The following is a 21,321-nucleotide window of genomic DNA, read 5'->3' on the forward strand; positions in this document are numbered from 1 at the left end:
CCTTGCTCAGGCCAGAGCCGCACGGGCGGCGGCAAAGGCATCCGGGGTATCCAGGTTGTGGGTGTTGATGCCCTTGACGCAGCGCTTGTTGAGGCCGCCCAGCACCTTGCCGGGACCGCACTCGACCAGGTCGGTGACGCCCTGCTCGGACAGACGCACCATCGACTCGACCCAGCGCACCGGGCTGTACAGCTGCGCCAACAGGTCGGCCTTGAGGGCGGCCAGGTCGGACACCACGGCGGCGCTGACGTTCTGCACCAGCGGAATCTGCGGTGCCTGCCAGGCGATGGCCTCGACCGACTCGGCGAAACGCTCGGCAGCCGGCTTCATCAGCGCACAGTGCGACGGCACGCTGACCGGTAGCGCCATGGCGCGCTTGGCACCACGCGCCTTGCACGCCTCGATGGCACGCTCGACGGCAGCCGCGCTGCCGGCGATCACCACCTGGCCCGGTGCGTTGAAGTTCACCGCGCTAACCACATCGCCCTGCGCCGCTTCGGCGCAGGCGGCCAGCACGTCGGCATCGTCCAGGCCGAGGATCGCGGCCATGCCGCCCTGCCCGGCCGGCACGGCCTGCTGCATCAGTTGGCCGCGGCGCTCCACCAGCTTCACCGCATCGGCGAAGCCCAGGCTGCCGGCGGCGACCAGCGCGGAATACTCGCCCAGGCTGTGGCCGGCGACGAACGCCGGCTGCGCGCCGCCCTCGGCCTGCCACAGACGCCACAGGGCGATGGAGGCGGTGAGGATGGCCGGCTGGGTCTTGTCGGTCTGGTTCAGTTGCTCTTCCGGGCCCTGCTGGGTCAGCGCCCAGAGGTCGTAGCCGAGCGCTTCGGAGGCTTCGCCGAAGGTATCGATCACCAGCTGCTGCTGGGCACCGTGCTCGGCGAGCATGGCCAGGGCTTGCGAGCCCTGACCGGGGAAGACGAATGCGAGGGATGCAGACATGGATAAGTCCCTTGAGTCGGAAAACCAGCGCCAGGGCAAGCCTGGCGCAGCGAACTGACAGTTGGATGACAGGCCGTCGGCCGTGGTCACATCCTACAGCAACAGATCCTCGAGACGACCGTGCAGGCGCTGCGGCAGATTCTCCTGCACCTCGCGCAGCGCGCAGCGAATTGCGCTCTGGAAACCCTCCTGCCCCGCTGCGCCATGGCTCTTGACCACGATGCCCTGCAGACCGAGAAAGCTCGCGCCATTGTGCTGCGCCGGCGCCAGGTCGGCCTTCAGGCGGCGCAGCAACGGCATGGCCAACGCCCCCACGGCCTGGGCGAACAGGCCCTGGCGGAACAACGCCTCGACCCGCCCGGCGATCAGTTGCGCCAGGCCTTCACTGGACTTGAGCAGGATATTGCCGACGAAACCGTCGCACACCACCACATCGGCCTCGCCGCGGTACAGGCCGTCGCCCTCGATATAGCCGACGAAGTTCAGCCCGCGCGCCTGCTGCAGGAGGCTGGCCGCCAGCTTGACCTGCTGGTTGCCCTTGATGTCCTCGGTGCCGACGTTGAGCAGCGCCACTCGCGGCCGGATGACGCCCAGGGTCTCGGCCGCCACCGCACCCATGATGGCGAACTGGTAGAGGTGTTCGGCACTGCAGTCGACGTTGGCCCCCAGATCCAGCAGGTAGCAGTGACCGCGCTCGGTGGGCACCGGGCTGACCATGGCCGGCCGGTCGATGCCCGGCAGGGTCTTGAGCACATAGCGCGACAGCGCCATCAGCGCCCCGGTATTGCCGGCACTGACGCAGGCATGGGCCTGGCGCTGACGCACCAGCTCCAGCGCCACGCGCATCGAGGCATCGGGCTTACCACGCAGAGCCTGCGCCGGACGCTCGTCCATGGCGATCACTTCGCCGGCGTGATGAACCTGCAGACGTGCGCGATCGACGCCGGACTGGCGGGCGAGCTGTTCTTCGATAAGGGGGGCTTGACCGACGAGGGTCAGGTGCAGCGAGGGGAATTCGGCCAGCGCGGCAATGCAGGCCGGAACAATGCAGTGGGGACCGAAGTCCCCACCCATTGCATCAATCGCGATGATCGAGGCAGACAAGGATTACTCGTCGGCGCCCTTGTCGATCACCTTGCGACCGCGGTACACGCCTTCCGGAGAAACGTGGTGGCGCAGGTGAACTTCACCGGTGCTCTTCTCTACGGACAGGGTGCTGGCCTCGAGGGCGTCGTGCGAACGACGCATGTCGCGGGCGGAACGGGATTTTTTGTTCTGCTGAACAGCCATAACTGATTAACTCCTAAACGTTTGGGTCACGCTTTAACTGCGCCAATACACTGAACGGGTTGGACCGCGATACCTCGTCCTCGCCCGGTTCGATCTCGTCGAGACCGTCCGGCTGCTGGCAATCACCTGGGGCGTGAGCAGGAACGATGGGCAGGGCGAGGAGCAATTCATCTTCGACCAGGCCCAGCATTTCAAGCGGCTCTTCGCCCACTTCCAGCACGTCGTAGCCCTTCGGCAAGGACTGAGTGTTCGCTCCAACCCGAACCACTGCGTATTCACATTCGCTGCGGATGGGTAGCGCGACCAGCTCCAGACAACGCTGGCAGACCATTTTGACCTCAACCTCGAGCTCGCTGCGGATGACCACAGTTTTCTGCTCGTCACGCGCGAAGTGAAACTTCGCCTGCACCACGCCGGCCGTACCGGCAAGCGGGTCGCAGAGACGCGGCAGGCTGGCCAGTTCGAGTTGCCCTTCTAGGGTAACTTCGCGGTCGGCGAGCTTGCGCGGATCAACGTGAGGTGGAATCGACCCATTCAACATAGGCGCAGCATTCTAGGGATGCACCCTGCCCCTGTCAAAGGAAATTCGGCCTGTCGCGGCACCTGGCGGCTCTTTAGAATGGCCTCCTTAATATATAGGAGCCTCATATGCCGCTGCTACTCGCCTCCAGCTCGCCCTATCGCCGCGAACTGCTCGCCCGCCTGCAACTGCCCTTCAGCTGGCAGTCGCCGAGTATCGACGAGAGGCACCGCCCCGACGAGACCGCCACAGAGCTGGTCAAACGCCTGGCCGAGGAGAAGGCCCGCGTCCTGGCCGCCAGCCACCCGAATCACCTGATCATCGGCTCGGATCAGGTCGCCGCGCTGGACGATGGCCAGATTCTCGGCAAACCGCACGACCTGGAGCGCGCCCAGGCGCAACTGCGCGCCGCCAGCGGCAGCAGCGTCACCTTTCTCACCGGCCTGGCCCTGCTCGACAGCGCCAGCGGCCGCTGCCAGGTGGACTGCGTGCCCTTCACCGTGCACTTTCGCCAGCTCGACGAGGCGCAGATCCTGCGCTACCTGCAACGCGAGCAACCCTTCGACTGCGCCGGCAGCTTCAAGTCCGAGGGCCTGGGCATCAGCCTGTTTCGCAGCACCGAAGGCGAAGACGCCACCAGCCTGATCGGCCTGCCACTGATTCGCCTGGTCGACATGCTGCTCAACGAGGGCATCGAGATTCCCTGACAGCCACGAAAAAGGCCTGACAAGCAGGCCTTTTCGCACACGACAGAGAAATCAGCGCAGCGTCGGCCCCTGAAAGCCCATCCACAGCGCGATACGATCGGCCACGCTGGTGCCCAGGCGTTTGGCGAAGCGATCGAACGGCGTGTCGCGCACGGTGAAATCGACGATCTCCTTCGCCCCCACCACCTCGCGCGCCACATAGCTGGCACTGCCCAGGGCGTCGATCAGCCCCAACTGCAACGCCTGCTCGCCCGACCACACCAGCCCGGAGAACAACTCGGGATTCTCCTCGGCCTTGAGTCGCTCGCCACGCCCCTGCTTGACGCTGTCGATGAACTGGCGATGAGTGGTTTCCAGCACGCTCTTCCAGAACTGGGTTTCCTCTTCCTTCGGCGGCTGGAAGGGATCGAGGAAGGCCTTGTGCTCGCCCGAGGTGTAGACCCGACGATCCACGCCCAGCTTCTCCATCACCCCGACAAAACCGAACCCCGCCGCCGTGACGCCGATGGAGCCGACCAGACTGGCCTTGTCGGCGTAGATTTCATCCGCCGCACTGGCGATGTAGTAGGCGCCGGACGCCCCCAGGTCGCTGATCACCGCATAGACTTTGGTCTGCGGGTATTCGCCGCGCAGGCGGCGGATCTCGTCATAGATGTAGCCGGACTGCACCGGACTGCCGCCCGGGCTATTGATGCGCAGGATCACGCCCTTGGTGTTGGCGTCCTCGAAGGCAGCACGCAGACTGCCGACCACCTTGTCGGCACTGGCCGCTTCCTGATCGGCGATCATCCCACGGATCTCGATCAGCGCGGTATGCGCCCCGGCCGTCGAGGCCTTCTTCAGATCCAGCATCGGCACGAACAAGGCCAGTGCCACGAACAGGTAAACGAAGGTCAGCAACTTGAAGAAGATGCCCCAGCGCCGCGAGCGACGCTGCTCCTGCACGCTGGACAGCAGAGCCTTCTCCAGCAATTTCCAGCTCTTGGCATCCTCGGCCTCGGGCGACGCCGATGACTTCCACTCATCCGACATATTCATTCACCTCTATCGAGCGCTTCGCCGCCTGACCATCCAGCCAGGTGCGCAGCTCATTGAATTGGTTGATCGCCAGCCGCGGCGCACATTCGCGCAGCACCGACAATGGTTGAGCCCCGAAACCGACCGCCACCGCATCCATCCCGACATTGCGCGCCATCAGCAGATCGAAGGTGGAGTCGCCCACCATCAGCGCCTGCGCCGGCTCCATCCGACAATGTCGCAGAATCTCATGCAGCATGCGCGGGTCGGGCTTGCTCGCGGTCTCGTCGGCGCAGCGGGTGACGTCGAAGTAATCCAGCCAGCCCTTGTCCGCCAGCACCCGCTGCAGGCCATGGCGCCCCTTGCCGGTGGCCACCGCCAATCTATACCCCTGCTCACGAAAGGCTTCGAGCGACTCGCTCACGCCATCGAACAGCGGCGAAGGCTCGGTTTCCAGCGCCAGGTACTGCTCGCTGTAGCAGCGGCGAAAGGCTTCGATGCAAGCCGGATCGCGGAGTTCCGGATAGAGCGTCTCGATCGCCCGCCCCAGTTCCAGACCGATGATGCCGCGCACTTCGACGTCGCTGCGGCGCGGCACGCCGCCGACATCGGCGGCGCGATGCATGGCCTCGACGATGCGCCCGATGGAATCCACCAGGGTGCCGTCCCAATCGAAGATCAGCAGCCGATAGTCAGGCACTCAGACGCTCCAGGGTCCGCGCCCACATTTCGTCCACCGGCGCCTCCAGGCGCAACTCGCCGCCCTCGGGCAGCGGCACGGTCAGCGCATAGGCGTGCAGGAACAGGCGCTTGCCACCCAGCTCGCGAATCTCGCGGGTGAACTCGTCGTCGCCGTACTTGGAGTCACCGGCGATGCAGTGCCCGGCATGCTTGGCATGCACGCGAATCTGGTGGGTACGGCCGGTCACCGGCTTGGCCTCGACCAGGGTGGCGAACTCGCCGAAGCGGCGCAGCACGCGGAACAGCGTCAGCGCCTCCTTGCCCTCTCCGTCGACCTCGACCATGCGCTCGCCGGAACGCAGGTTGCTCTTCTGCAGCGGCGCATTGACCTGCTTCTTGGCGGTCGCCCAATGGCCGCGCACCAGCGCCATATAGCGCTTGTCGACGCCGTCGCCGCGCAGCGCCTCGTGCAGGTGGCGCAACATGCTGCGCTTCTTGGCGATCATCAAAAGGCCGGAGGTGTCGCGATCCAGGCGATGTACCAGCTCCAGATCCTTGGCCTCGGGACGCAACTGGCGGAACGCCTCGATCACGCCGTAGTTGAGACCGCTACCACCATGCACGGCGATGCCGGCCGGCTTGTTCAGCACGATCAGCGCCTTGTCCTCGTAGACGATGGCCGCCTCCAGGCGCTCGAGCAGGCCCTGCGCCAGCGGCTCGGGCTCGTCACGCTCGGCCAGGCGCAGCGGCGGCACGCGCACGATGTCGCCGGCCTGCAGTTTGTACTCGGGCTTGATCCGGCCCTTGTTCACCCGCACCTCGCCTTTGCGCAAGATGCGATAGATCAGGGTCTTGGGCACGCCCTTGAGCTGTGTCCGGAGGAAATTGTCGATGCGTTGGCCGGCGAGTTCCGGTGCAACCTCGATCAGCTGAACGCCGGAGGTTGGAGAGGCGGGAGTAGTCATCGCGCAATCATAACAATTTTTTATGGAATTGAAGCACTTAATCATTGCTGCTATAGTCGCGAACGCCGCCAAAAGCGGCCTGGCTTGCGGATGATCGCCAAACTTGCCATCCCCTGCCCGCGCAACCCATTGAGGACGTGAGGCCGTCCGACGGATTCTTCGGCTTAGAATGGCCGCAAAAGGCCGCGAAGAGTTCGGAAATAAAGCCTTGAGTATGATGCGCGATTCGCCCGGTCGGGCGGTCGCGGTAACTGACAACCGCTGCGGAATCCGCGCGCGGCACCCGATTTTCAGCGATACGTGTAGGGTGGAGATGTACAACTGTCGGACTGCGTAGCACATCGCTTGATCAAAGACGCCTCATCTCGTCCGCTACCGCCAGTTGATTCCTCCTCCTGACTGAGTGCTTCTGTCACCACAGCAAGCAGGAGACGTCCGTCGCGACCGCAGCCCGATAGTGGCTGGCCGTCGCTAGACAGTGGAACGATTTACGACCGTTTCTGACGCGCCTGACACCGACCCTGAGAGTCGTGTGTGCCTGACGTGGCTTCCGGCAGCCCCGGAACCCATTGGTACCACATGAAAAGAATGCTTATTAACGCGACTCAGCCCGAAGAGTTGCGTGTTGCCCTGGTAGACGGCCAAAAACTCTACGACCTGGACATCGAGTCCGGCGCCCGCGAACAGAAGAAGGCCAACATCTATAAAGGCCGCATCACCCGCGTCGAACCCAGCCTTGAAGCCGCCTTCGTCGATTTCGGTTCCGAACGCCACGGCTTCCTCCCCCTCAAAGAAATCTCCCGCGAATACTTCTCCAAGGCCCCCGAAGGCGGCCGCGTCAATATCAAGGACGTGCTCAAGGAAGGCCAGGAAGTCATAGTCCAGGTCGAGAAGGAAGAACGCGGCAACAAGGGTGCGGCCCTGACCACCTTCATCAGCCTGGCCGGTCGTTACCTGGTGCTGATGCCGAACAACCCGCGTGCCGGTGGCATCAGCCGCCGCATCGAAGGCGAAGAGCGCAACGAACTGCGCGAAGCGCTGAACGGCCTCAACGCCCCGGCCGACATGGGCCTGATCGTGCGCACCGCCGGCCTGGGCCGCTCCAGCGAAGAAATGCAGTGGGACCTCGACTACCTGCTGCAGCTGTGGAGCGCCATCAAGGAAGCCTCCACCAGCCGCCCCGCCCCGTTCCTGATCTACCAGGAATCCAACGTCATCATCCGCGCCATCCGCGACTACCTGCGCCAGGACATCGGCGAAGTGCTGGTCGACAGCGTCGAAGCCCAGGAAGAAGCGCTCTCCTTCATCCAGCAGGTGATGCCGCAGTACGCAAGCAAGATCAAGCTGTACGAAGACAGCGTGCCGCTGTTCAACCGCTTCCAGATCGAAAGCCAGATCGAGACCGCCTTCCAGCGTGAAGTGAAGCTGCCGTCCGGTGGCTCCATCGTCATCGACCCGACCGAAGCCCTGGTCTCCATCGACATCAACTCGGCGCGCGCCACCAAGGGCAGCGACATCGAGGAGACCGCGCTGCAGACCAACCTGGAAGCGGCCGAGGAAATCGCCCGCCAGCTGCGCCTGCGCGACATCGGCGGCCTGATCGTCATCGACTTCATCGACATGACCCCGGCGAAGAACCAGCGCGCCGTCGAGGAGAAGGTGCGCGAAGCCCTGGAAGCCGACCGCGCCCGCGTTCAGGTCGGCCGCATCTCGCGCTTCGGCCTGCTGGAAATGTCCCGCCAGCGCCTGCGTCCGTCCCTGGGCGAGACCAGCGGCATCGTCTGCCCGCGCTGCAACGGTCAAGGCATCATCCGCGACGTCGAATCGCTGTCGCTGGCCATCCTGCGCCTGATCGAAGAAGAAGCGCTGAAGGATCGCACCGCCGAAGTCCGCGCCCAGGTGCCGATCCCGGTCGCGGCCTTCCTGCTCAACGAGAAGCGCAACTCGATCACCAAGATCGAACTGCGCACCCGCGCGCGCATCGTGATCCTGCCCAACGATCACCTGGAAACCCCGCACTTCGAAGTGCAGCGCCTGCGTGACGACAGCCCGGAGGCCCTGAGCGGCCAGTCCAGCTACGAAATCACCGCCACCGCCGAGAGCGAAGAAGCCCAGCCGGCTGCCGCCACTCGCACCCTGGTACGCCAGGAAGCCGCGATCAAGGCCGCCCCGCGCAGCAGCGCACCGGCTGCCGCCGAGCCGGCCGCCGCACCGCTGGCCCCGGCCCCCGCGCCGGAGCCGAGCCTGTTCAAGGGCCTGGTCAAGTCGCTGGTCAGCCTGTTCGCCGGCAAGGAAGAAGAAGCCAAGCCGGCCGTGGTGGAGAAGAAGAGCAGCGAGCGTCCGCCGCGCGAAGAGCGCCGCAACGGTCGTCAGCAGAGCCGCAATCGCGGCGGTCGTCGCGACGAAGAGCGCAAGCCGCGCGAAGAACGCGCCCCGCGTGAAGAACGCCAGGCCCGCGAGCCGCGCGAAGAGCGCCAACCGCGCGAGGAGCGTGCTCCACGTGAAGAACGCGCCCCGCGCGAAGGCCAGGAAAACCGCCGCGAGCGCAAACCGCGCGAAGAGCGTGCCCCGCGCGAGGAACGCGTGCGCGAACTGCGCGAGCCGCTCGACGGCAATGCCGTAGAAGCCCGCAGCGAAGAGCCGCGTGCCGAGCGCCCGCCGCGCGCCGAGCGTCAGGAGCGTCAACGTCCGCCGCGCGAGGAGCGTCAGCCGCGCGCCGAACAGGCCGAGGCCCTGCAGGACGAAGCCCTGCAAGACGAAGCCCTGCCGAACGAGGAACAACTGCAGGACGACGAGCAGGACAGCAACGAGGGCGAGCGTCCGCGTCGCCGTTCGCGCGGCCAGCGTCGTCGCAGCAATCGCCGCGAGCGTCAGCGCGATGCCGACGGCAACCTGATCGAAGGCGCCGAAGAAACCGCTGAAGGCGACGCGCAGAGCGCCCAGGTCGCCGCAGCCGCCGCCACGGCAGCCGCGGTAGTGGCCGCCAGCGGCGACGAACAGCCCGCGGTCGAAGTGCAGGCCGTCGAGCCGGTTGCAGCGCCCGCCGCGCAAGTAGCCAGCGAAGAACCCACCGCGCCGGTAGAGGTCGCTGTCGCCGCCGAACCGAGTGAGCCTGCGGTGGTAGCCGAGCAGGTCGCCGAAGTCGTGGTCGAGGCTGCTCCGGCTGCCGAAGCCCAGGTCGTCGAAGCACCGGTAGCCGAACCAGCGGCCGCGCCAGCCGCCGTGCAGGAAGAAGCCCCGGCAGCCGTGCCAGAAGCTCCGGTTGCAGCGGCGCAAGAGCCGGTTGCCGCGGCTCCGCTCAGCAGCGGCGGTCGCGCGCCGAACGATCCGCGCGAAGTGCGCCGTCGTCAGCGCGAAGCCGAGCGCCTGGCCCGCGAAGCCGCCGAAGCAGCAGCCGCCGCTCCGACAGCGCACGCCGTTGTTGCCGAAGCCGAGGCCGCTCCGGTCGAAGCTCAGCCGGCCGTTGCGACCGAGCAAAGCGTCGAAAGCGCCCCGGTTGCCAGCGAGCAGGTAGTGGTCGAGCCGAGCGAAGCGACCGACGAACAGCCGAACGCCGAGAGCGAAGTGGAAAGCGAGAAGGAAGAGGTCAAGCCGCAGGTTTGATGCTCGGCTCGCAATGAAAAAGGGGATGCCTAGGCATCCCCTTTTTTATGTCTGAGCGAAAAGCGCCTTGGACTTTGCACGTTCGCGGCTGAAGCCGCTCCTACGAGAGCCGTGCAGTTCCTGTGGGAGCGGCTTTCGGCTCTGGCATCCTGCTTCGCCCTACCTCCTGCATCCATGCAGTCGTATCCGCGAATGCGCTCGAACCTGGCGCTCAGAGCACGTTGGGTTCGATTTCCAGCTCGACGCCGAAGCGTGCCTGAATATCCGCCTGGATACGCCGCGCCAGGGCCAGCAGTTGCTCGCCGCTGGCCTGGCCATAGTTGACCAGGACCAGCGCCTGCAGGCGGTGCACCCCGGCATCGCCGTCGCGAAAGCCCTTCCACCCTGCCCGCTCGATCAGCCAGCCGGCGGCCAGCTTCAGCAGCCCCTCGCCCGCCGGATAGCCGACCAGATCGGCATGCTCGGCGCGAATGCGCTCGGCGACCGCGTTCGACACCAGCGGGTTCTTGAAGAAGCTGCCGGCATTGCCCAGCTCGGCCGGATCCGGCAGCTTCTCGCTGCGGATGGCGCAGATCGCCCGGCTCACATCGCTGGCGGTCGGCGCCTCGATGCCCATCGCGGCCAGGCGCTGGCGCACCGGGCCATAGTCCAGGCGCAGTGCCGCCACACGGCTCAGTTGCAAGCGCACGCGCAGGATCAGCCAGCGCCCCGCCTCGCGCTTGAACAGGCTGTCGCGGTAGGCGAAGGCGCATTCGTCCAGGTTGAAGTCGCGCAGCTCGCCGCTCTGCCGATCCAGCGCGGTAAGGCCGACGAACAGGTCCTTGAGCTCGACGCCATAGGCGCCGATGTTCTGCATCGGCGCGGCGCCGACGGTGCCGGGGATCAGGCTGAGATTCTCCAGACCGTTAAGCCCCTGTTCCAGGCTCCACAGCACGAAGGGATGCCAGGGTTCGCCGGCTTCGGCCTCCACCAGCACCCGTTCGCCATCGTCTTCGAGGATGCGAATGCCGCGACTGGCCATGCGCAGCACCAGCGCCTCGACATCGCGGGTCAGCAGCAGGTTGCTGCCGCCACCGATCACCAGCAGCGGCAGATCATGTGACTCAGCCAGACGCAGCGCTTCGCGCACTTCGTCGTCGTTATGGGCTTGGGCAAACAGTCGGGCGCCTACCTCGACGCCGAAGCTGTTGAAGGCCTTGAGCGAAACCTCGCTCTGCAGATGCAGGCTCACAGGCGCCCCCTGATCTCGGTCAGCAATGCCTCGCTGGCCTGCTCGATCAGGTCCAGCACCTGCTCGAAGCCGTCTTCGCCGCCGTAATAAGGATCAGGCACGTCGTCCAGGGCCAGCTCATAGCGACGCAGATAGAGATCCAGATCCGCCTGGGCACCTGCCGGACGCAGCGCCTGCAGATTGCGCAGATTGCTCTGGTCCATGGCCAGGATCAGGTCGAAGCGCTGAAAATCGGCCGCCTCGACCTGCCGCGCGCGCAGCGCCGACAGGTCATAGCCGCGGCGCTGCGCGGCGATGCGGGTGCGACTGTCGGGCGCCTTGCCTACATGCCAGTCGCCGGTACCGGCGGAATCCACCTGCACCCGATCCTCCAGGCCGGCGGCGCGCAGCTTGTGGCGCAAGACGCCTTCGGCCGTGGGCGAACGGCAGATATTGCCCAGGCAGACGAACAGGACTTTCATCAGGCCCCCAGCAGGCGGCGCACCCGCTCCAGGTCTTCGGCAGTATCCACGCCGGCGGCCGGCGCCTCGAGGGCATCGGCGACATGGATGCGTACGCCGTGGTACAGCGCGCGCAGTTGTTCCAGGCACTCGGTGTCTTCCAGCCAGCACGGGCCCCAGGCGACGAAGTCGTGGAGGAAGCCGGCGCGGTAGGCGTAGATGCCGATATGACGACGATAGGGCACGCCTTGTGGCAGTACGTCGCGACTCTGGGCGAAGGCGTCGCGCGCCCAGGCCAGCGGCGCGCGGCTGAAGGTCAGGGCCAGGCCATTCTTGTCGGCGACCACCTTGACCACATTGGGGTTGAACAACGCCTGGACGTCCTCGATGGGCTCGGCCAGGGTGGCGATAGCGGCCTGCGGATTGGCCGCCAGGTTGGCCGCCACCTGGTCGATGATCGCCGGCGGGATCAGCGGCTCGTCGCCCTGCACGTTGACCACTATGGCATCGTCGGCCAGGCCGAGCTGGCTGGCGACCTCGGCCAGGCGGTCGGTGCCGGAGTTGTGATCCTCGCGGGTCAGCAGCACCTCGGCGCCGAAGGCCTGGCAGGCCTCGACGATGCGCGCATCGTCGGTGGCCACCACCACACGGGCGGCGGAACTCTTCTTCGCCTGCTCCCAGACGTGCTGCACCATGGGCTTGCCGGCGATGTCCTGCAGCGGCTTGCCGGGCAGGCGGGTGGAGGCGTAACGGGCGGGAATGACGACGGTAAAGGCTGCGCTCATTTACTTGTCCAGGCGCTCGTCGGTGCTGAGGGTGCGCGCCTCGCTTTCCAGCATCACCGGGATGCCGTCGCGAATCGGGTAGGCCACGCCGGCGCCCTTGCTGATCAGTTCGGTCTTGTCTTCGGAGAGCTGCAGCGGGCCCTTGCAGATCGGGCAGGCGAGGATATCGAGCAGTTTAGGGTCCATGGCGGAGTCCTTGATGGGGTCATGAAGACCCCGGTATGAGGCGGGCCAACTCCTTGTCCAACCAGGCGACGAAGGCCGGCGTGGGCACGGCATCGACGGCCAGGTACCACCAGTCGGCGGCGGCGAAGGCCCGGCATTTCACCGCATCCTTCTCGGTCATCAGCACGGGCAGCGGCGGCTCGAAGCGGAGCTGCGCGGCGTCGTACTGGGCATGGTCGGCGAAAGGGTGCGGAACCGGTCGCCAGTTTAGCGCTTCGAGGGTGGCGAAGAAACGCTGCGGGTTGCCGATGCCGGCCACCGCATGCACGGCCTGCCCGGCGGGGAAATGATCCAGGGGCACGCGCTCGCCGCTGGCCAGGTTGACCAGGGCGGTCGGCTGCAGGCGGAAGGCGTAGCCGTCGGCGCGATCGGCCTCGGCGCCGTTGAACAGCACGGCGTCCACCTCATCGAGGCGCTCGGCCGGCTCGCGCAACGGTCCGGCCGGCAGGCAGCGGCGGTTGCCCAGGCCGCGGGCGGCGTCGATCAGCACCAGCTCCAGGTCGCGCGCCAGGCGGTAGTGCTGCAGGCCGTCGTCGCAGAGGATCAGATCCAGCGGCTCCTCGGCCAGCAGCGCACGCACCGCACGGCCGCGATCCGGGTCGATCATCAGCGGCACAGCGGTGCGCTGGACGATCAACAGCGGCTCGTCGCCGGCCTGCGCCGCCGGCTGCTCGGCGCGCACCCGCCAGGGCAGGCTCGGCGGCGTGGCGCCATAGCCGCGACTGACCACGCCGACCTTGAGGCCGCGGGCACGGCAGTGCTGGATCAGAAAGAGGATCAACGGAGTCTTGCCGGTGCCGCCGACGGTGATGTTGCCCACCACCAGCACCGGCACCGGCGCGCGGTAGATCTCGCCCGCGCCGGCGAGAAAGCGCGCGCGCTTGCCCTGCACCACGCGGCGGTACAGCCACTCCAGCGGGCGCAACAGCGCCAGCGCCGGATGGCCGCGGTACCAGGCGTCGAGCAGACGGTCGGCAGCGCTCACTTAAGGGCTTTCCTGTGCTTCCACCGTGGTGATGCGCAGGTGCGCGAAGCCCAGCTTGCCGGCCGCGTCCATGGCGGTGATCACCGCCTGGTGCGGGGTCTTGCCGTCGGCGCTGATGATCAGCGGCAGGCTGTTGTCGCCGTCGGACTCCTTCTGCAGCGCCGCCATCAGGTTGCTCAGGTTGCTTTCCAGCAGCGCCTTGCCGTTCACCGAGAAGGCGCCGTCGGTACCGATCAGGATCTCCAGCTGTTTCATCTCGGTCTGCTCCGGCGGCGTGCCGCTGACGGCCTCGGGCAGGTCGACCTTGAGCTGGGTTTCGCGGGTGAAGGTGGTGGTGACCACGAAGAACAGCAGCAGGATGAATACCACGTCGATCAGCGAGGCCAGGTTGATCTCGACGCTCTCCCGCGGTTTGCGCCGGAATTTCACGCCTTGCCCTCGCCCAGGTCGACGTCGCGGTCGCCCTGCACCATTTCCACCAGCTTGATCGCCTCCTGCTCCATGCCCACCACCAGCTCGTCGACGCGACGCTGCAGGTAGCGATGGAAGAACAGCGCCGGAATCGCCACCATCAGGCCAGCGGCGGTGGTGATCAGCGCCTTGGAGATACCGCCGGCGAGCATCGGCGCATTGGCCATGCCCGAGCCCATGAAGGAGCTGAAGATTTCGATCATGCCCAGCACGGTGCCGAGCAGGCCGAGCAGCGGGGCGATGCCGGCGATGGTGCCGAGGGCGTTGAGGTAGCGCTCCAGCTCATGGATGACGCGGGCCGCGGCCTCCTCGATGCATTCCTTCATGATCTCGCGACCATGCTTGGAGTTGGCCAGGCCGGCGGCGAGGATCTGCCCCAGCGGCGAATGCTCGCGCAGTTCCTTGAGTTTCTGGTTGTTGAGCTTCTTGTCCTTGATCCAGCGCCAGACCTGGGCCAGCAGGTTGGCCGGGGTGACGCGGGCGGGCCGCAGGGTCCACAGGCGCTCGGCAACGATGCCGGCCGCGGCGATGGAGCAGAGAATGATCGGCAGCATCATCCAGCCGCCAGCTTTGACCAGTTCCCACACGGTAGAGAATCCCCCTCGAAAAAGTGGCGCCACTCTAGCATAGGGTGCCGCCCTCGCCGACCGCCGCCGTTCTCATTTTTCCCGCCAGAAACGTGCCTGGCGTCGCAACGCCTGCGCCTCGCCCTGCTCGCCCAGCAGCAGGCGCAGGGCGCCGCTGGTGGCGCTGTCGTGCAGCCGGGCGCCGGCCTCGCGGTAACGCGCCAACACCTGCGGATGGGGATGGCCGAAGTTGTTGTGACGGCCGCGGGCGATCAGCACATGGCGCGGCGCCACCGCGTCGACGAAGGCCCGGCTGGAGGAGCTGCGGCTGCCATGGTGCGGCGCCAGCAGCCAGTGCGCCGCCAGGGGAAAGTCATCCTGCAGCAACGCTTGCTCGGCGCGCGCATCGATATCGCCGGTCAGCAGCAGGCGCTCGCCGCCCGCTTCCACCAGCAGCACGCAGGAGCTCTGGTTGCCCGGCGCCGCCTGCACCCAGCGCCACAGGCGAAAGCTGACGCCATCCCACTGCCACTGCCGGCCCGACTCGCAGGGCTCGGCCGCAAGCCGCGACCCCAGGCGTTCGGGCTCACCGCTGAGCAGGCGCGCCACCGGCAGGCCGGCGACGATCGCGGCGGCGCCGCCGGCGTGGTCGTTGTCGGCATGGCTGAGCAGCAGCAGATCGAGGCGCTGCAGGTTCAGCGCGCGCAACGACGGCAGGACGATGCGCTCGCCGCTGTCGAAATCGCCGAAACGCGGCCCGGCGTCGTACAGCAGGCTGTGCGCGCGGGTGCGCACCAGCACCGATAACCCCTGCCCCACGTCCAGCAGCCAGACCTCGGCGCGCCCCTCCGGCAACGCCGGCGGCGGCAGAAACAGCGCCGGCAACAGCAGGGCCAGGCCGGGCAGGCGTAGCGGTACCCCGGCCGGCAGCAACAACAGCAGCGCCCCGCCCAGGGCCAGCAGCCAGGCCCACAGCGGCAGATTGCTCGGCAACCAGGCCGGCAGCCAGCCAGCGATATGCCCGAGCAACAGAAACAACAGCTGCAGGGCGCCGCCGGCCAGCCACAGCAGGCCCTCGCCCAAGCCCGGCACGGGCAGCAGCAGGGTGCCGAGCAAGGCCAGCGGCACCACCAGCAGACCGACCCAGGGCACGGCGATCAGGTTGGCCAACGGCCCGCTACTGCTGACCGGCAAGCCGAGGATCAGCATCAGCGGCAGCAGGCCGATGGCCATGGTCCACTGCGCGCGGGTCAGCCCGCGCCACCAGCCCCACACGCCCAGGCGGCCGCCGAACACCAGAATCAGGATTGCCACCGCGGCGAAGGACAACCAGAAGCCCGGCTGCAGCGAGGCCAGCGGTTCCAGCAGCAACACCGAGAGCAAGGCCAGCAGCAGCGGCCACCAGGCGCCGAGATGACGAAAGCGCAGGCGCCACAGCAGCACCAGCGCCACCATCACGCAGGCCCGCCGCACCGGCACCTCGAAACCGGCGAGCAGGCCGTACCCCAGGGCGCCGACCAAGGCCAGGACACAGGCGGCCGGCAGCCAGGGCCAGCGCCGTGGCCAGGCTCCCACACGCGCCAGGAAGGCCACCAGGCCATAGAGAAACCCCGCCAGCAGGGCAATGTGCTGACCGGAAATGACCATCAGGTGCACCGTGCCGGTGTGCTGCAGCAGGCGCCAGTCGGCGGTCGTCAGCCCCGAGCCGTCGCCCAGCACCAGGGCGGCGATACCGCCCTCGCGGCCGAAGGCCGGAGCCGCCAGCAAACGCTGGCGCAAGCCATCGCGCCAGCTGCCCAGGCCACTGGCCGGCGCCAGCCGCTGGCCAGCCTTGATCGTGCCGGTGGCGCCAATGCGCTGCGCCAGCAGCCAGGCCTCGTAATCGAAGCGGTGCGGATTGACCAGACCATGCGGGCGCTTGAGGTTGACCGCCAGGCGCCAGCGCTCGCCGCCGCGAATATCCGACCCGCCATACCAGGCTAAGCGCAGCCGCCGCGGCAGCTCGGCGCGGCGCGAATGGGCGCCCTCCAGCTGGAAACGCACCACGCCCTCACCGACCTCCGGCAGGCCGACCACCCGCCCCTCCAGCCACAGGGTGCGACCGTCCAGCGCCGGCGCCAGGCGGTCGTCCAGGGCCCACTGCGCCGAACAGCAGGCCCAGGCCAGACCGAGCAGAAAGCAGCCGATGAAATAGAGCCGCGAGAGCAACAACAGCAGCCCGGCGCCGGCCAGCAGCGCCAGCAGCCATCCCGGCGGCAACTGCGGCAGAAATCGCAGCGACAGCAAGCCCGCGGCCAGCGCCAACATCCCTGTGCGCATCCTCATTCCCTCGTCCGAAAGCGCCTGGCAAACCCTTGCAGCGCTCACCCGCTGTCACAATCTTAAGAAAGCGAACGGTCATTAATCTGTGCATAATACCGGCGCTTCAGCCTGCCCAGAGACTCTTCATGCCGCGTCGTTTATTTAAGCGCTACATGCCCCATCCCGACAGCATCAAGGGCAACAAATCCCTGCGCTTTCTCGGCAGCCTGATCCACGACCCCAACCTCTGGCACCTCAACCGCCATTCGGTGGCCCGCGCCATGGCCATCGGCCTGTTCTGGGCGATGATCCCCATGCCCATGCAGATGCTCGCCGCTGCCGCCGTCGCCATTCCGCTGCGGGCCAACCTGCCGATCTCCATCGGCCTGGTGTGGCTGACCAACCCGATCACCATGCCGCCGGTGTTCTACTGCACCTACAAGCTCGGCGCCTGGATCACCCAGACCCCGGCGATGAAGATGCCCAGCCACCTGAGCCTGGAGTGGATCACCGCCGAACTGGCCATCCTGTGGAAGCCGCTGCTGATCGGCTCGTTCGTCTCCGGCCTGGTGCTCGCCGTTCTGGGCTATGTGCTGACCATGCTCTACTGGCGCTGGTGGGTGCAGCACAACTGGCGCAAGCGCCAGGAAAATCGACGCCAGCGCGAGCAGCATTGAGCTGGAAAAAAGCCGTCGGATTCGACGGCTTTTTTGCTTTCACTCGTAGCGTAGCGCCTCGGCCGGTTGCACCTGCGCCGCCCGCCAGGAGGGATAGAGGGTGGCGAGAAAGCTGAGGATCAGCGCCGCCGAGCAGATCAGCACCACGTCGAGCCACTGCAGGTCCGACGGCAGGCTGCTGATGAAGTAGACGTCCGAGCTCAGCACCTGCTGGCCGGCGAAGGATTCCAGCCAGGCCACCAGGGCGCTGACGTTGAGCGCGGCGAGCACGCCGAGCAGGGTGCCGAGCAGGGTGCCGACCACGCCGATCACCGTGCCCTGGACCATGAACACCGCCATGATCTGCCGCGGCGTGGCGCCCAGGGTGCGCAGGATGGCGATGTCGCCGCCCTTGTCGGCCACCACCATGATCAGCGTGGCGATGATGTTGAACGCCGCCACCGCGACGATCAGCAGCAGCAGCAGGCCGATCATGGTCTTCTCCATCTTCATCGCGCTGAACAGGCTGCCCTGGGTGTGGGTCCAGTCGTCGGCGCGGTAGCCCTCGCCCAGTTGCGCGGCCAGCGCCGTGGATACCTGCGGCGCCTGGTACAGGTCCTGGAGCGCCAGCCGCACGCCCGGCACGCTGCCCTCCGGCAGGCGCTGCAGCGTGGCGGCGTCGGCGACGTGGATCAGCGCCAGCGAGCTGTCCAGTTCGGCGCCGACCTTGAACACCGCCGCCACGTTCAACCGCTGCATGCGCGGGGTGACGCCGCCGGGGGCACTGCTCAGCTCGGGAATGATCAGGGTCAGCTTGTCGCCCACCTGCAGGCCGAAACGCCGTGCGGTGATGTCGCCGATGACCACGCCGTATTCGCCCGGCTGCAGGTTGTCCAGGCTGCCCTGGCGGATATGCCCGGGCAGGATCGACACCTGGGCCTCTTCGGCCGGGTCGATGCCGTGGATCTGGATCGGCTGCATCACCCCGCGGTGCGAGAGCATGCCCTCCAGCTCGGCGAACGGCGCCGCCGCCAGCACCTGGGGATTGGCCAGGGCCTTGCCGGCCAGGGCGCGCCAGTCGGCGACCGGCTCGGCGCCGTAGAGCGTGGCGTGCGGCACCATGCCGAGGATGCGCGAGCTCATTTCCTTCTGGAAGCCGTTCATCACCGACAGCACCACGATCATCGCCAGCACGCCCAGGCCCAGGCCGATCATCGAGGTCAGCGAGATAAAGGAAATGAAGTGATTGCGGCGCTTGGCCCGGGTGTAGCGGGCGCCGATGAAGAGACTCAGCGGGCGGAACATCAGAGGGCCACCAGCTTGCCGTCCTGCAGGCTCAGCACGCGATCCATCTGCCGCGCCAGCTGCATGTCGTGGGTCACCACCAGAAACGCGGTGTTGGAATCGCGGCTGAGCTCGCGCATCAGCTGCTGGATGCCTTCGGCGGTGTGGTGGTCGAGGTTGCCGGTGGGCTCGTCGAGCAGCACCAACCCCGGGCGGTTGACCAGGGCGCGGGCGATGGCCACGCGCTGGCGCTCGCCGCCGGAGAGTTCGGCCGGCTTGTGATTGAGGCGATGGCCCAGACCGACCCGCTCCAGCAGGGCGGTGGCGCGCTGGCGCGCCTCGGCGATCGGCGTCTTGCCGATCAGCAGCGGCATGCAGGCGTTTTCCAGTGCGGTGAATTCGGCCAGCAGGTGATGGAACTGGTAGACGAAGCCCAGCGCGCGGTTGCGCAGCAGGCCGCGGGCCGTTTCGCTCAGCGCCGACAGCTGCTCGCCGGCCAGCCAGACGCTGCCCACGCTGGGCGTATCCAGGCCGCCGAGCATGTTCAGCAGGGTGCTCTTGCCCGAGCCGGAGCTGCCGACGATGGCCACCCGCTCGCCGGCCAGCAGTTCCAGCTCCAGGCCGTCGAGCACCACCACCGACTCGGGGCCCTCGTCATAACGCTTGCCCAGGTTGCGGCAGCTGAGCACGGCGGTCTGCTGTTGCATGGCGTTTTCGTTGGTCAGGTCATTCATAACGCAGGGCCTCGGCCGGCTGGGTACGCGCGGCGCGCCAGGCCGGGTACAGGGTGGCGAAGAAACTCAGGAACAGCGCCGCGGTGCAGACCATGACCACGTCGGCCGTCTGCAGCTGCGACGGCAGGTAGTCGATGAAGTACACGTCGGCGTTGAGGAACTTGATCCCCAGCAGCCTTTCCAGGCCGGCGATCAGGCTGCTGATATTGAGCGCGGCGAGAATGCCCAGCGCGGCGCCGATCAGGGTGCCGACCACGCCGATCACCGTGCCCTGGACCATGAAGATGGCCATGATCTGCCGCGGCGTGGCGCCCAGGGTGCGCAGGATGGCGATGTCGGCCTTCTTGTCGGTGACCACCATCACCAGGGTGGAAATGATATTGAACGCGGCCACCGCGACGATCAGCAGCAGCAGCAGGCCGATCATGGTCTTCTCCATGCGGATGGCCTGGTACAGATTGCCGTGGCTGCGCGTCCAGTCGCGGGCATAGAAGTCGCCATCCAGGGTCTGGGCGATTTCCCAGGCGCTGCGCGGCGCCTGGAACAGGTCGTCGAACTTCAGGCGCAGGCCCTGCACCTGATCCGGGCGCCAGCGCTGCAGGCGCGCCAGGTCGCTGATGTTGGCCAGGGCCAGGGCGCCGTCGATCTCGCCGGCGCCGACATGGAAGATGCCGGTGACGGTGAAGCGCTTCAGGCGCGGGAACATGCCGGCCGGGGTGACGGTGACCTCGGGGGCGACGAAGGTGACCTTGTCGCCCAGTTGCAGCCCCAGCTTGGCCGCCGCCTTGTCACCGATGACCATGGCGAATTCGCCCGGCTGCAGGCTGTCGAGGCTGCCTTGCTGGAAGAAGTCGTCGATGATCGACACCTTGCGCTCCTGCTCGGGATCGACGGCATTGATCAGCACCTTCTGCACCTTGCCCTGGTGGGTCAGCAGGCCCTGCATCTGGGTGAAGGGCGCCAGCGCCTCGACCCGCGGGTGGCGCTCGACCTGACGCGCCAGGGACGGCCAGTCGCTCACCGGGGTGAGCGACTCGACCGTGGCATGGGGAATCATGCCCAGCACCCGGGTGCGCATCTCGTGGTCGAAACCGTTCATCACCGACAGCACCAGAATCATCACCATCACCCCGAGGGTGAGGCCGAGCATGGAGGTCAGGGAGATGAAGGAAACGAAATGGTTGCGGCGCTTGGCCCGCGTGTAGCGCGTACCGATGAATACGAACAGAGGTCTGAACATGTCGGGGAGGATTCGGAGAAAGAGGAACGTCCTTGTGGCAGGGCCCGGCGAGCAGCTTTACACTCAGACCACCACTGCTGCCATGGGTTCGCCATGTCGACACACGATGAAGATGATCGCCGCGAATACTATCGTATCGACGACACGATAGCACTGGAATTCAGCCTGCTGTCGGGCGCCGAAGCCCAGGCCAGCGACGCGCTTCACGATGCCTCGCCGCTGTTCAACCTGCTCAGCGACCTGCACCTGATGGACTTCGAGTCGCAGCACCTGCTGCGCCATATCAGCGAGCGCGACCGCACCCTGGCCAACTACCTCAAGGTGATCAACAAGCGCATCGACCTGCTCGGCCAGGCCGTGGCGCAGAGCCTGCTGCGCGATATCGGCGTGCCGCGCCAGGTGTCGCTGTCCGAAGGCGGCATCAGCTTCAACCATGGCCAGGCCGTGGCGCCCGGCAGCCACCTGGCGATCAAGATGGTGCTGATGCCGCAAGCCCTCGGCCTGCTGCTGCGCGCCCAGGTGGTGCATTGCAGTCCGCGTGCGAACGGCCAGTACGAGATCGGCACCGAGTTCGAAGCGTTGACCGACGCACAGCGCCAGTTGCTGGCCCGGCATATCCTGCAGAAGCAGGCCCTGGAACGTCGCCAGGCCCGCGAATGACCGCCGCCAAGGAAC

22 protein-coding genes are annotated in these 21,321 nt (G+C 66.9%); 4 read left to right on the forward strand and 18 right to left on the reverse strand.

The genetic code is table 11. The annotated features are described in order from the left end of the window. Positions 1 to 6: 6 nt before the first annotated feature. The 4 genes from fabD to EA796_RS01285 form a co-directional block, all read right to left on the reverse strand. A complete protein-coding gene (gene fabD, locus EA796_RS01270) occupies positions 7 to 945 on the reverse strand; it encodes an ACP S-malonyltransferase (RefSeq protein ID WP_122107227.1) in 939 nt (312 codons plus the stop codon). A gap of 93 nt (positions 946 to 1,038) precedes the next feature. After that, positions 1,039 to 2,049: a phosphate acyltransferase PlsX gene (gene plsX / locus EA796_RS01275; RefSeq protein ID WP_122107228.1), complete on the reverse strand. Its 1,011-nt coding sequence runs from the start codon at positions 2,047 to 2,049 to the stop codon at positions 1,039 to 1,041. 3 nt (positions 2,050 to 2,052) lie between these two features. Beyond that, the gene (gene rpmF / locus EA796_RS01280; RefSeq protein ID WP_003245185.1) at positions 2,053 to 2,235 is read right to left on the reverse strand and encodes a 50S ribosomal protein L32; all 183 of its coding nucleotides are present in this window, start codon (positions 2,233 to 2,235) and stop codon (positions 2,053 to 2,055) included. A gap of 13 nt (positions 2,236 to 2,248) precedes the next feature. Further along, the gene (locus tag EA796_RS01285) at positions 2,249 to 2,776 is read right to left on the reverse strand and encodes a YceD family protein (RefSeq protein WP_122107229.1); all 528 of its coding nucleotides are present in this window, start codon (positions 2,774 to 2,776) and stop codon (positions 2,249 to 2,251) included. A gap of 107 nt (positions 2,777 to 2,883) precedes the next feature. Between EA796_RS01285 and EA796_RS01290 the strand changes: the two genes are divergently transcribed. Further along, positions 2,884 to 3,462 (forward strand): nucleoside triphosphate pyrophosphatase, encoded by a 579-nt coding sequence (locus tag EA796_RS01290; protein WP_122107230.1) that lies wholly within the window; start codon positions 2,884 to 2,886, stop codon positions 3,460 to 3,462. Between the two features lie 51 nt (positions 3,463 to 3,513). Here EA796_RS01290 and sppA read toward each other — a convergent pair whose 3' ends face one another. Genes sppA through rluC form a run of 3 tightly spaced genes read right to left on the reverse strand, consistent with a single transcriptional unit; the run spans position 3,514 to position 6,125 of the window. Then, positions 3,514 to 4,494 carry a signal peptide peptidase SppA gene (sppA, locus tag EA796_RS01295; protein WP_021443198.1) on the reverse strand — a complete coding sequence of 327 codons (981 nt, stop codon included), beginning with the start codon at positions 4,492 to 4,494 and terminating at the stop codon, positions 3,514 to 3,516. Next, complete coding sequence (locus EA796_RS01300) at positions 4,484 to 5,179, reverse strand: HAD-IA family hydrolase (protein WP_122107231.1); 696 nt, start codon at positions 5,177 to 5,179, stop codon at positions 4,484 to 4,486. The genes sppA and EA796_RS01300 overlap by 11 nt, the downstream gene beginning before the upstream one ends. Continuing rightward, entirely contained in the window at positions 5,172 to 6,125 is a 954-nt protein-coding gene (rluC, locus tag EA796_RS01305) for a 23S rRNA pseudouridine(955/2504/2580) synthase RluC (RefSeq protein ID WP_122107232.1), read from the reverse strand. Before rluC ends, EA796_RS01300 begins: the two co-directional genes overlap by 8 nt. Before the next feature lie 579 nt (positions 6,126 to 6,704). Between rluC and rne the strand changes: the two genes are divergently transcribed. Then, positions 6,705 to 9,728, forward strand: a complete 3,024-nt coding sequence (rne, locus tag EA796_RS01310; protein WP_122107233.1) for a ribonuclease E — start codon at positions 6,705 to 6,707, stop codon at positions 9,726 to 9,728. Positions 9,729 to 9,939: 211 nt separating this feature from the next. On the opposite strand, the gene murB is transcribed toward rne, so the two are convergent. From murB to EA796_RS01350, 8 genes are all read right to left on the reverse strand, one after another. After that, entirely contained in the window at positions 9,940 to 10,959 is a 1,020-nt protein-coding gene (gene murB, locus EA796_RS01315) for a UDP-N-acetylmuramate dehydrogenase (protein ID WP_122107234.1), read from the reverse strand. After that, positions 10,956 to 11,420, reverse strand: coding sequence for a low molecular weight protein-tyrosine-phosphatase (locus EA796_RS01320; protein ID WP_122107235.1), 465 nt, complete (start codon positions 11,418 to 11,420; stop codon positions 10,956 to 10,958). The genes murB and EA796_RS01320 overlap by 4 nt, the downstream gene beginning before the upstream one ends. Next, complete coding sequence (gene kdsB, locus EA796_RS01325) at positions 11,420 to 12,184, reverse strand: 3-deoxy-manno-octulosonate cytidylyltransferase (protein WP_021444519.1); 765 nt, start codon at positions 12,182 to 12,184, stop codon at positions 11,420 to 11,422. The genes EA796_RS01320 and kdsB overlap by 1 nt, the downstream gene beginning before the upstream one ends. Continuing rightward, entirely contained in the window at positions 12,185 to 12,370 is a 186-nt protein-coding gene (locus tag EA796_RS01330) for a Trm112 family protein (RefSeq protein WP_021444518.1), read from the reverse strand. It abuts the gene before it with no gap. 19 nt (positions 12,371 to 12,389) lie between these two features. Next, entirely contained in the window at positions 12,390 to 13,394 is a 1,005-nt protein-coding gene (lpxK, locus tag EA796_RS01335) for a tetraacyldisaccharide 4'-kinase (RefSeq protein WP_122107236.1), read from the reverse strand. Beyond that, entirely contained in the window at positions 13,395 to 13,823 is a 429-nt protein-coding gene (locus EA796_RS01340; protein ID WP_122107237.1) for a biopolymer transporter ExbD, read from the reverse strand. Then, the gene (locus EA796_RS01345; protein WP_003245211.1) at positions 13,820 to 14,452 is read right to left on the reverse strand and encodes a MotA/TolQ/ExbB proton channel family protein; all 633 of its coding nucleotides are present in this window, start codon (positions 14,450 to 14,452) and stop codon (positions 13,820 to 13,822) included. Before EA796_RS01345 ends, EA796_RS01340 begins: the two co-directional genes overlap by 4 nt. Before the next feature lie 72 nt (positions 14,453 to 14,524). Continuing rightward, positions 14,525 to 16,738 carry a DNA internalization-related competence protein ComEC/Rec2 gene (locus tag EA796_RS01350; RefSeq protein ID WP_122107238.1) on the reverse strand — a complete coding sequence of 738 codons (2,214 nt, stop codon included), beginning with the start codon at positions 16,736 to 16,738 and terminating at the stop codon, positions 14,525 to 14,527. A 140-nt stretch (positions 16,739 to 16,878) separates the two neighbouring features. Here EA796_RS01350 and EA796_RS01355 point away from each other — a divergent pair, with 140 nt between their 5' ends. Next, entirely contained in the window at positions 16,879 to 17,409 is a 531-nt protein-coding gene (locus tag EA796_RS01355) for a DUF2062 domain-containing protein (protein WP_122107239.1), read from the forward strand. A 39-nt stretch (positions 17,410 to 17,448) separates the two neighbouring features. On the opposite strand, the gene EA796_RS01360 is transcribed toward EA796_RS01355, so the two are convergent. Genes EA796_RS01360 through EA796_RS01370 form a run of 3 tightly spaced genes read right to left on the reverse strand, consistent with a single transcriptional unit; the run spans position 17,449 to position 20,646 of the window. Then, positions 17,449 to 18,693 (reverse strand): lipoprotein-releasing ABC transporter permease subunit, encoded by a 1,245-nt coding sequence (locus EA796_RS01360; RefSeq protein WP_122107240.1) that lies wholly within the window; start codon positions 18,691 to 18,693, stop codon positions 17,449 to 17,451. Continuing rightward, positions 18,693 to 19,379, reverse strand: a complete 687-nt coding sequence (gene lolD, locus EA796_RS01365) for a lipoprotein-releasing ABC transporter ATP-binding protein LolD (protein ID WP_178082519.1) — start codon at positions 19,377 to 19,379, stop codon at positions 18,693 to 18,695. Before lolD ends, EA796_RS01360 begins: the two co-directional genes overlap by 1 nt. Positions 19,380 to 19,398: 19 nt before the next feature. After that, the gene (locus EA796_RS01370; protein ID WP_122107242.1) at positions 19,399 to 20,646 is read right to left on the reverse strand and encodes a lipoprotein-releasing ABC transporter permease subunit; all 1,248 of its coding nucleotides are present in this window, start codon (positions 20,644 to 20,646) and stop codon (positions 19,399 to 19,401) included. A gap of 93 nt (positions 20,647 to 20,739) precedes the next feature. Here EA796_RS01370 and EA796_RS01375 point away from each other — a divergent pair, with 93 nt between their 5' ends. After that, a complete protein-coding gene (locus EA796_RS01375; protein WP_122107243.1) occupies positions 20,740 to 21,306 on the forward strand; it encodes a PilZ domain-containing protein in 567 nt (188 codons plus the stop codon). The last annotated feature ends 15 nt before the right edge of the window (positions 21,307 to 21,321 follow it).

The sequence above is a fragment of the Pseudomonas sp. AOB-7 genome (genome assembly GCF_003696305.1).
In the GTDB taxonomy this organism is placed as follows: domain Bacteria; phylum Pseudomonadota; class Gammaproteobacteria; order Pseudomonadales; family Pseudomonadaceae; genus Aquipseudomonas.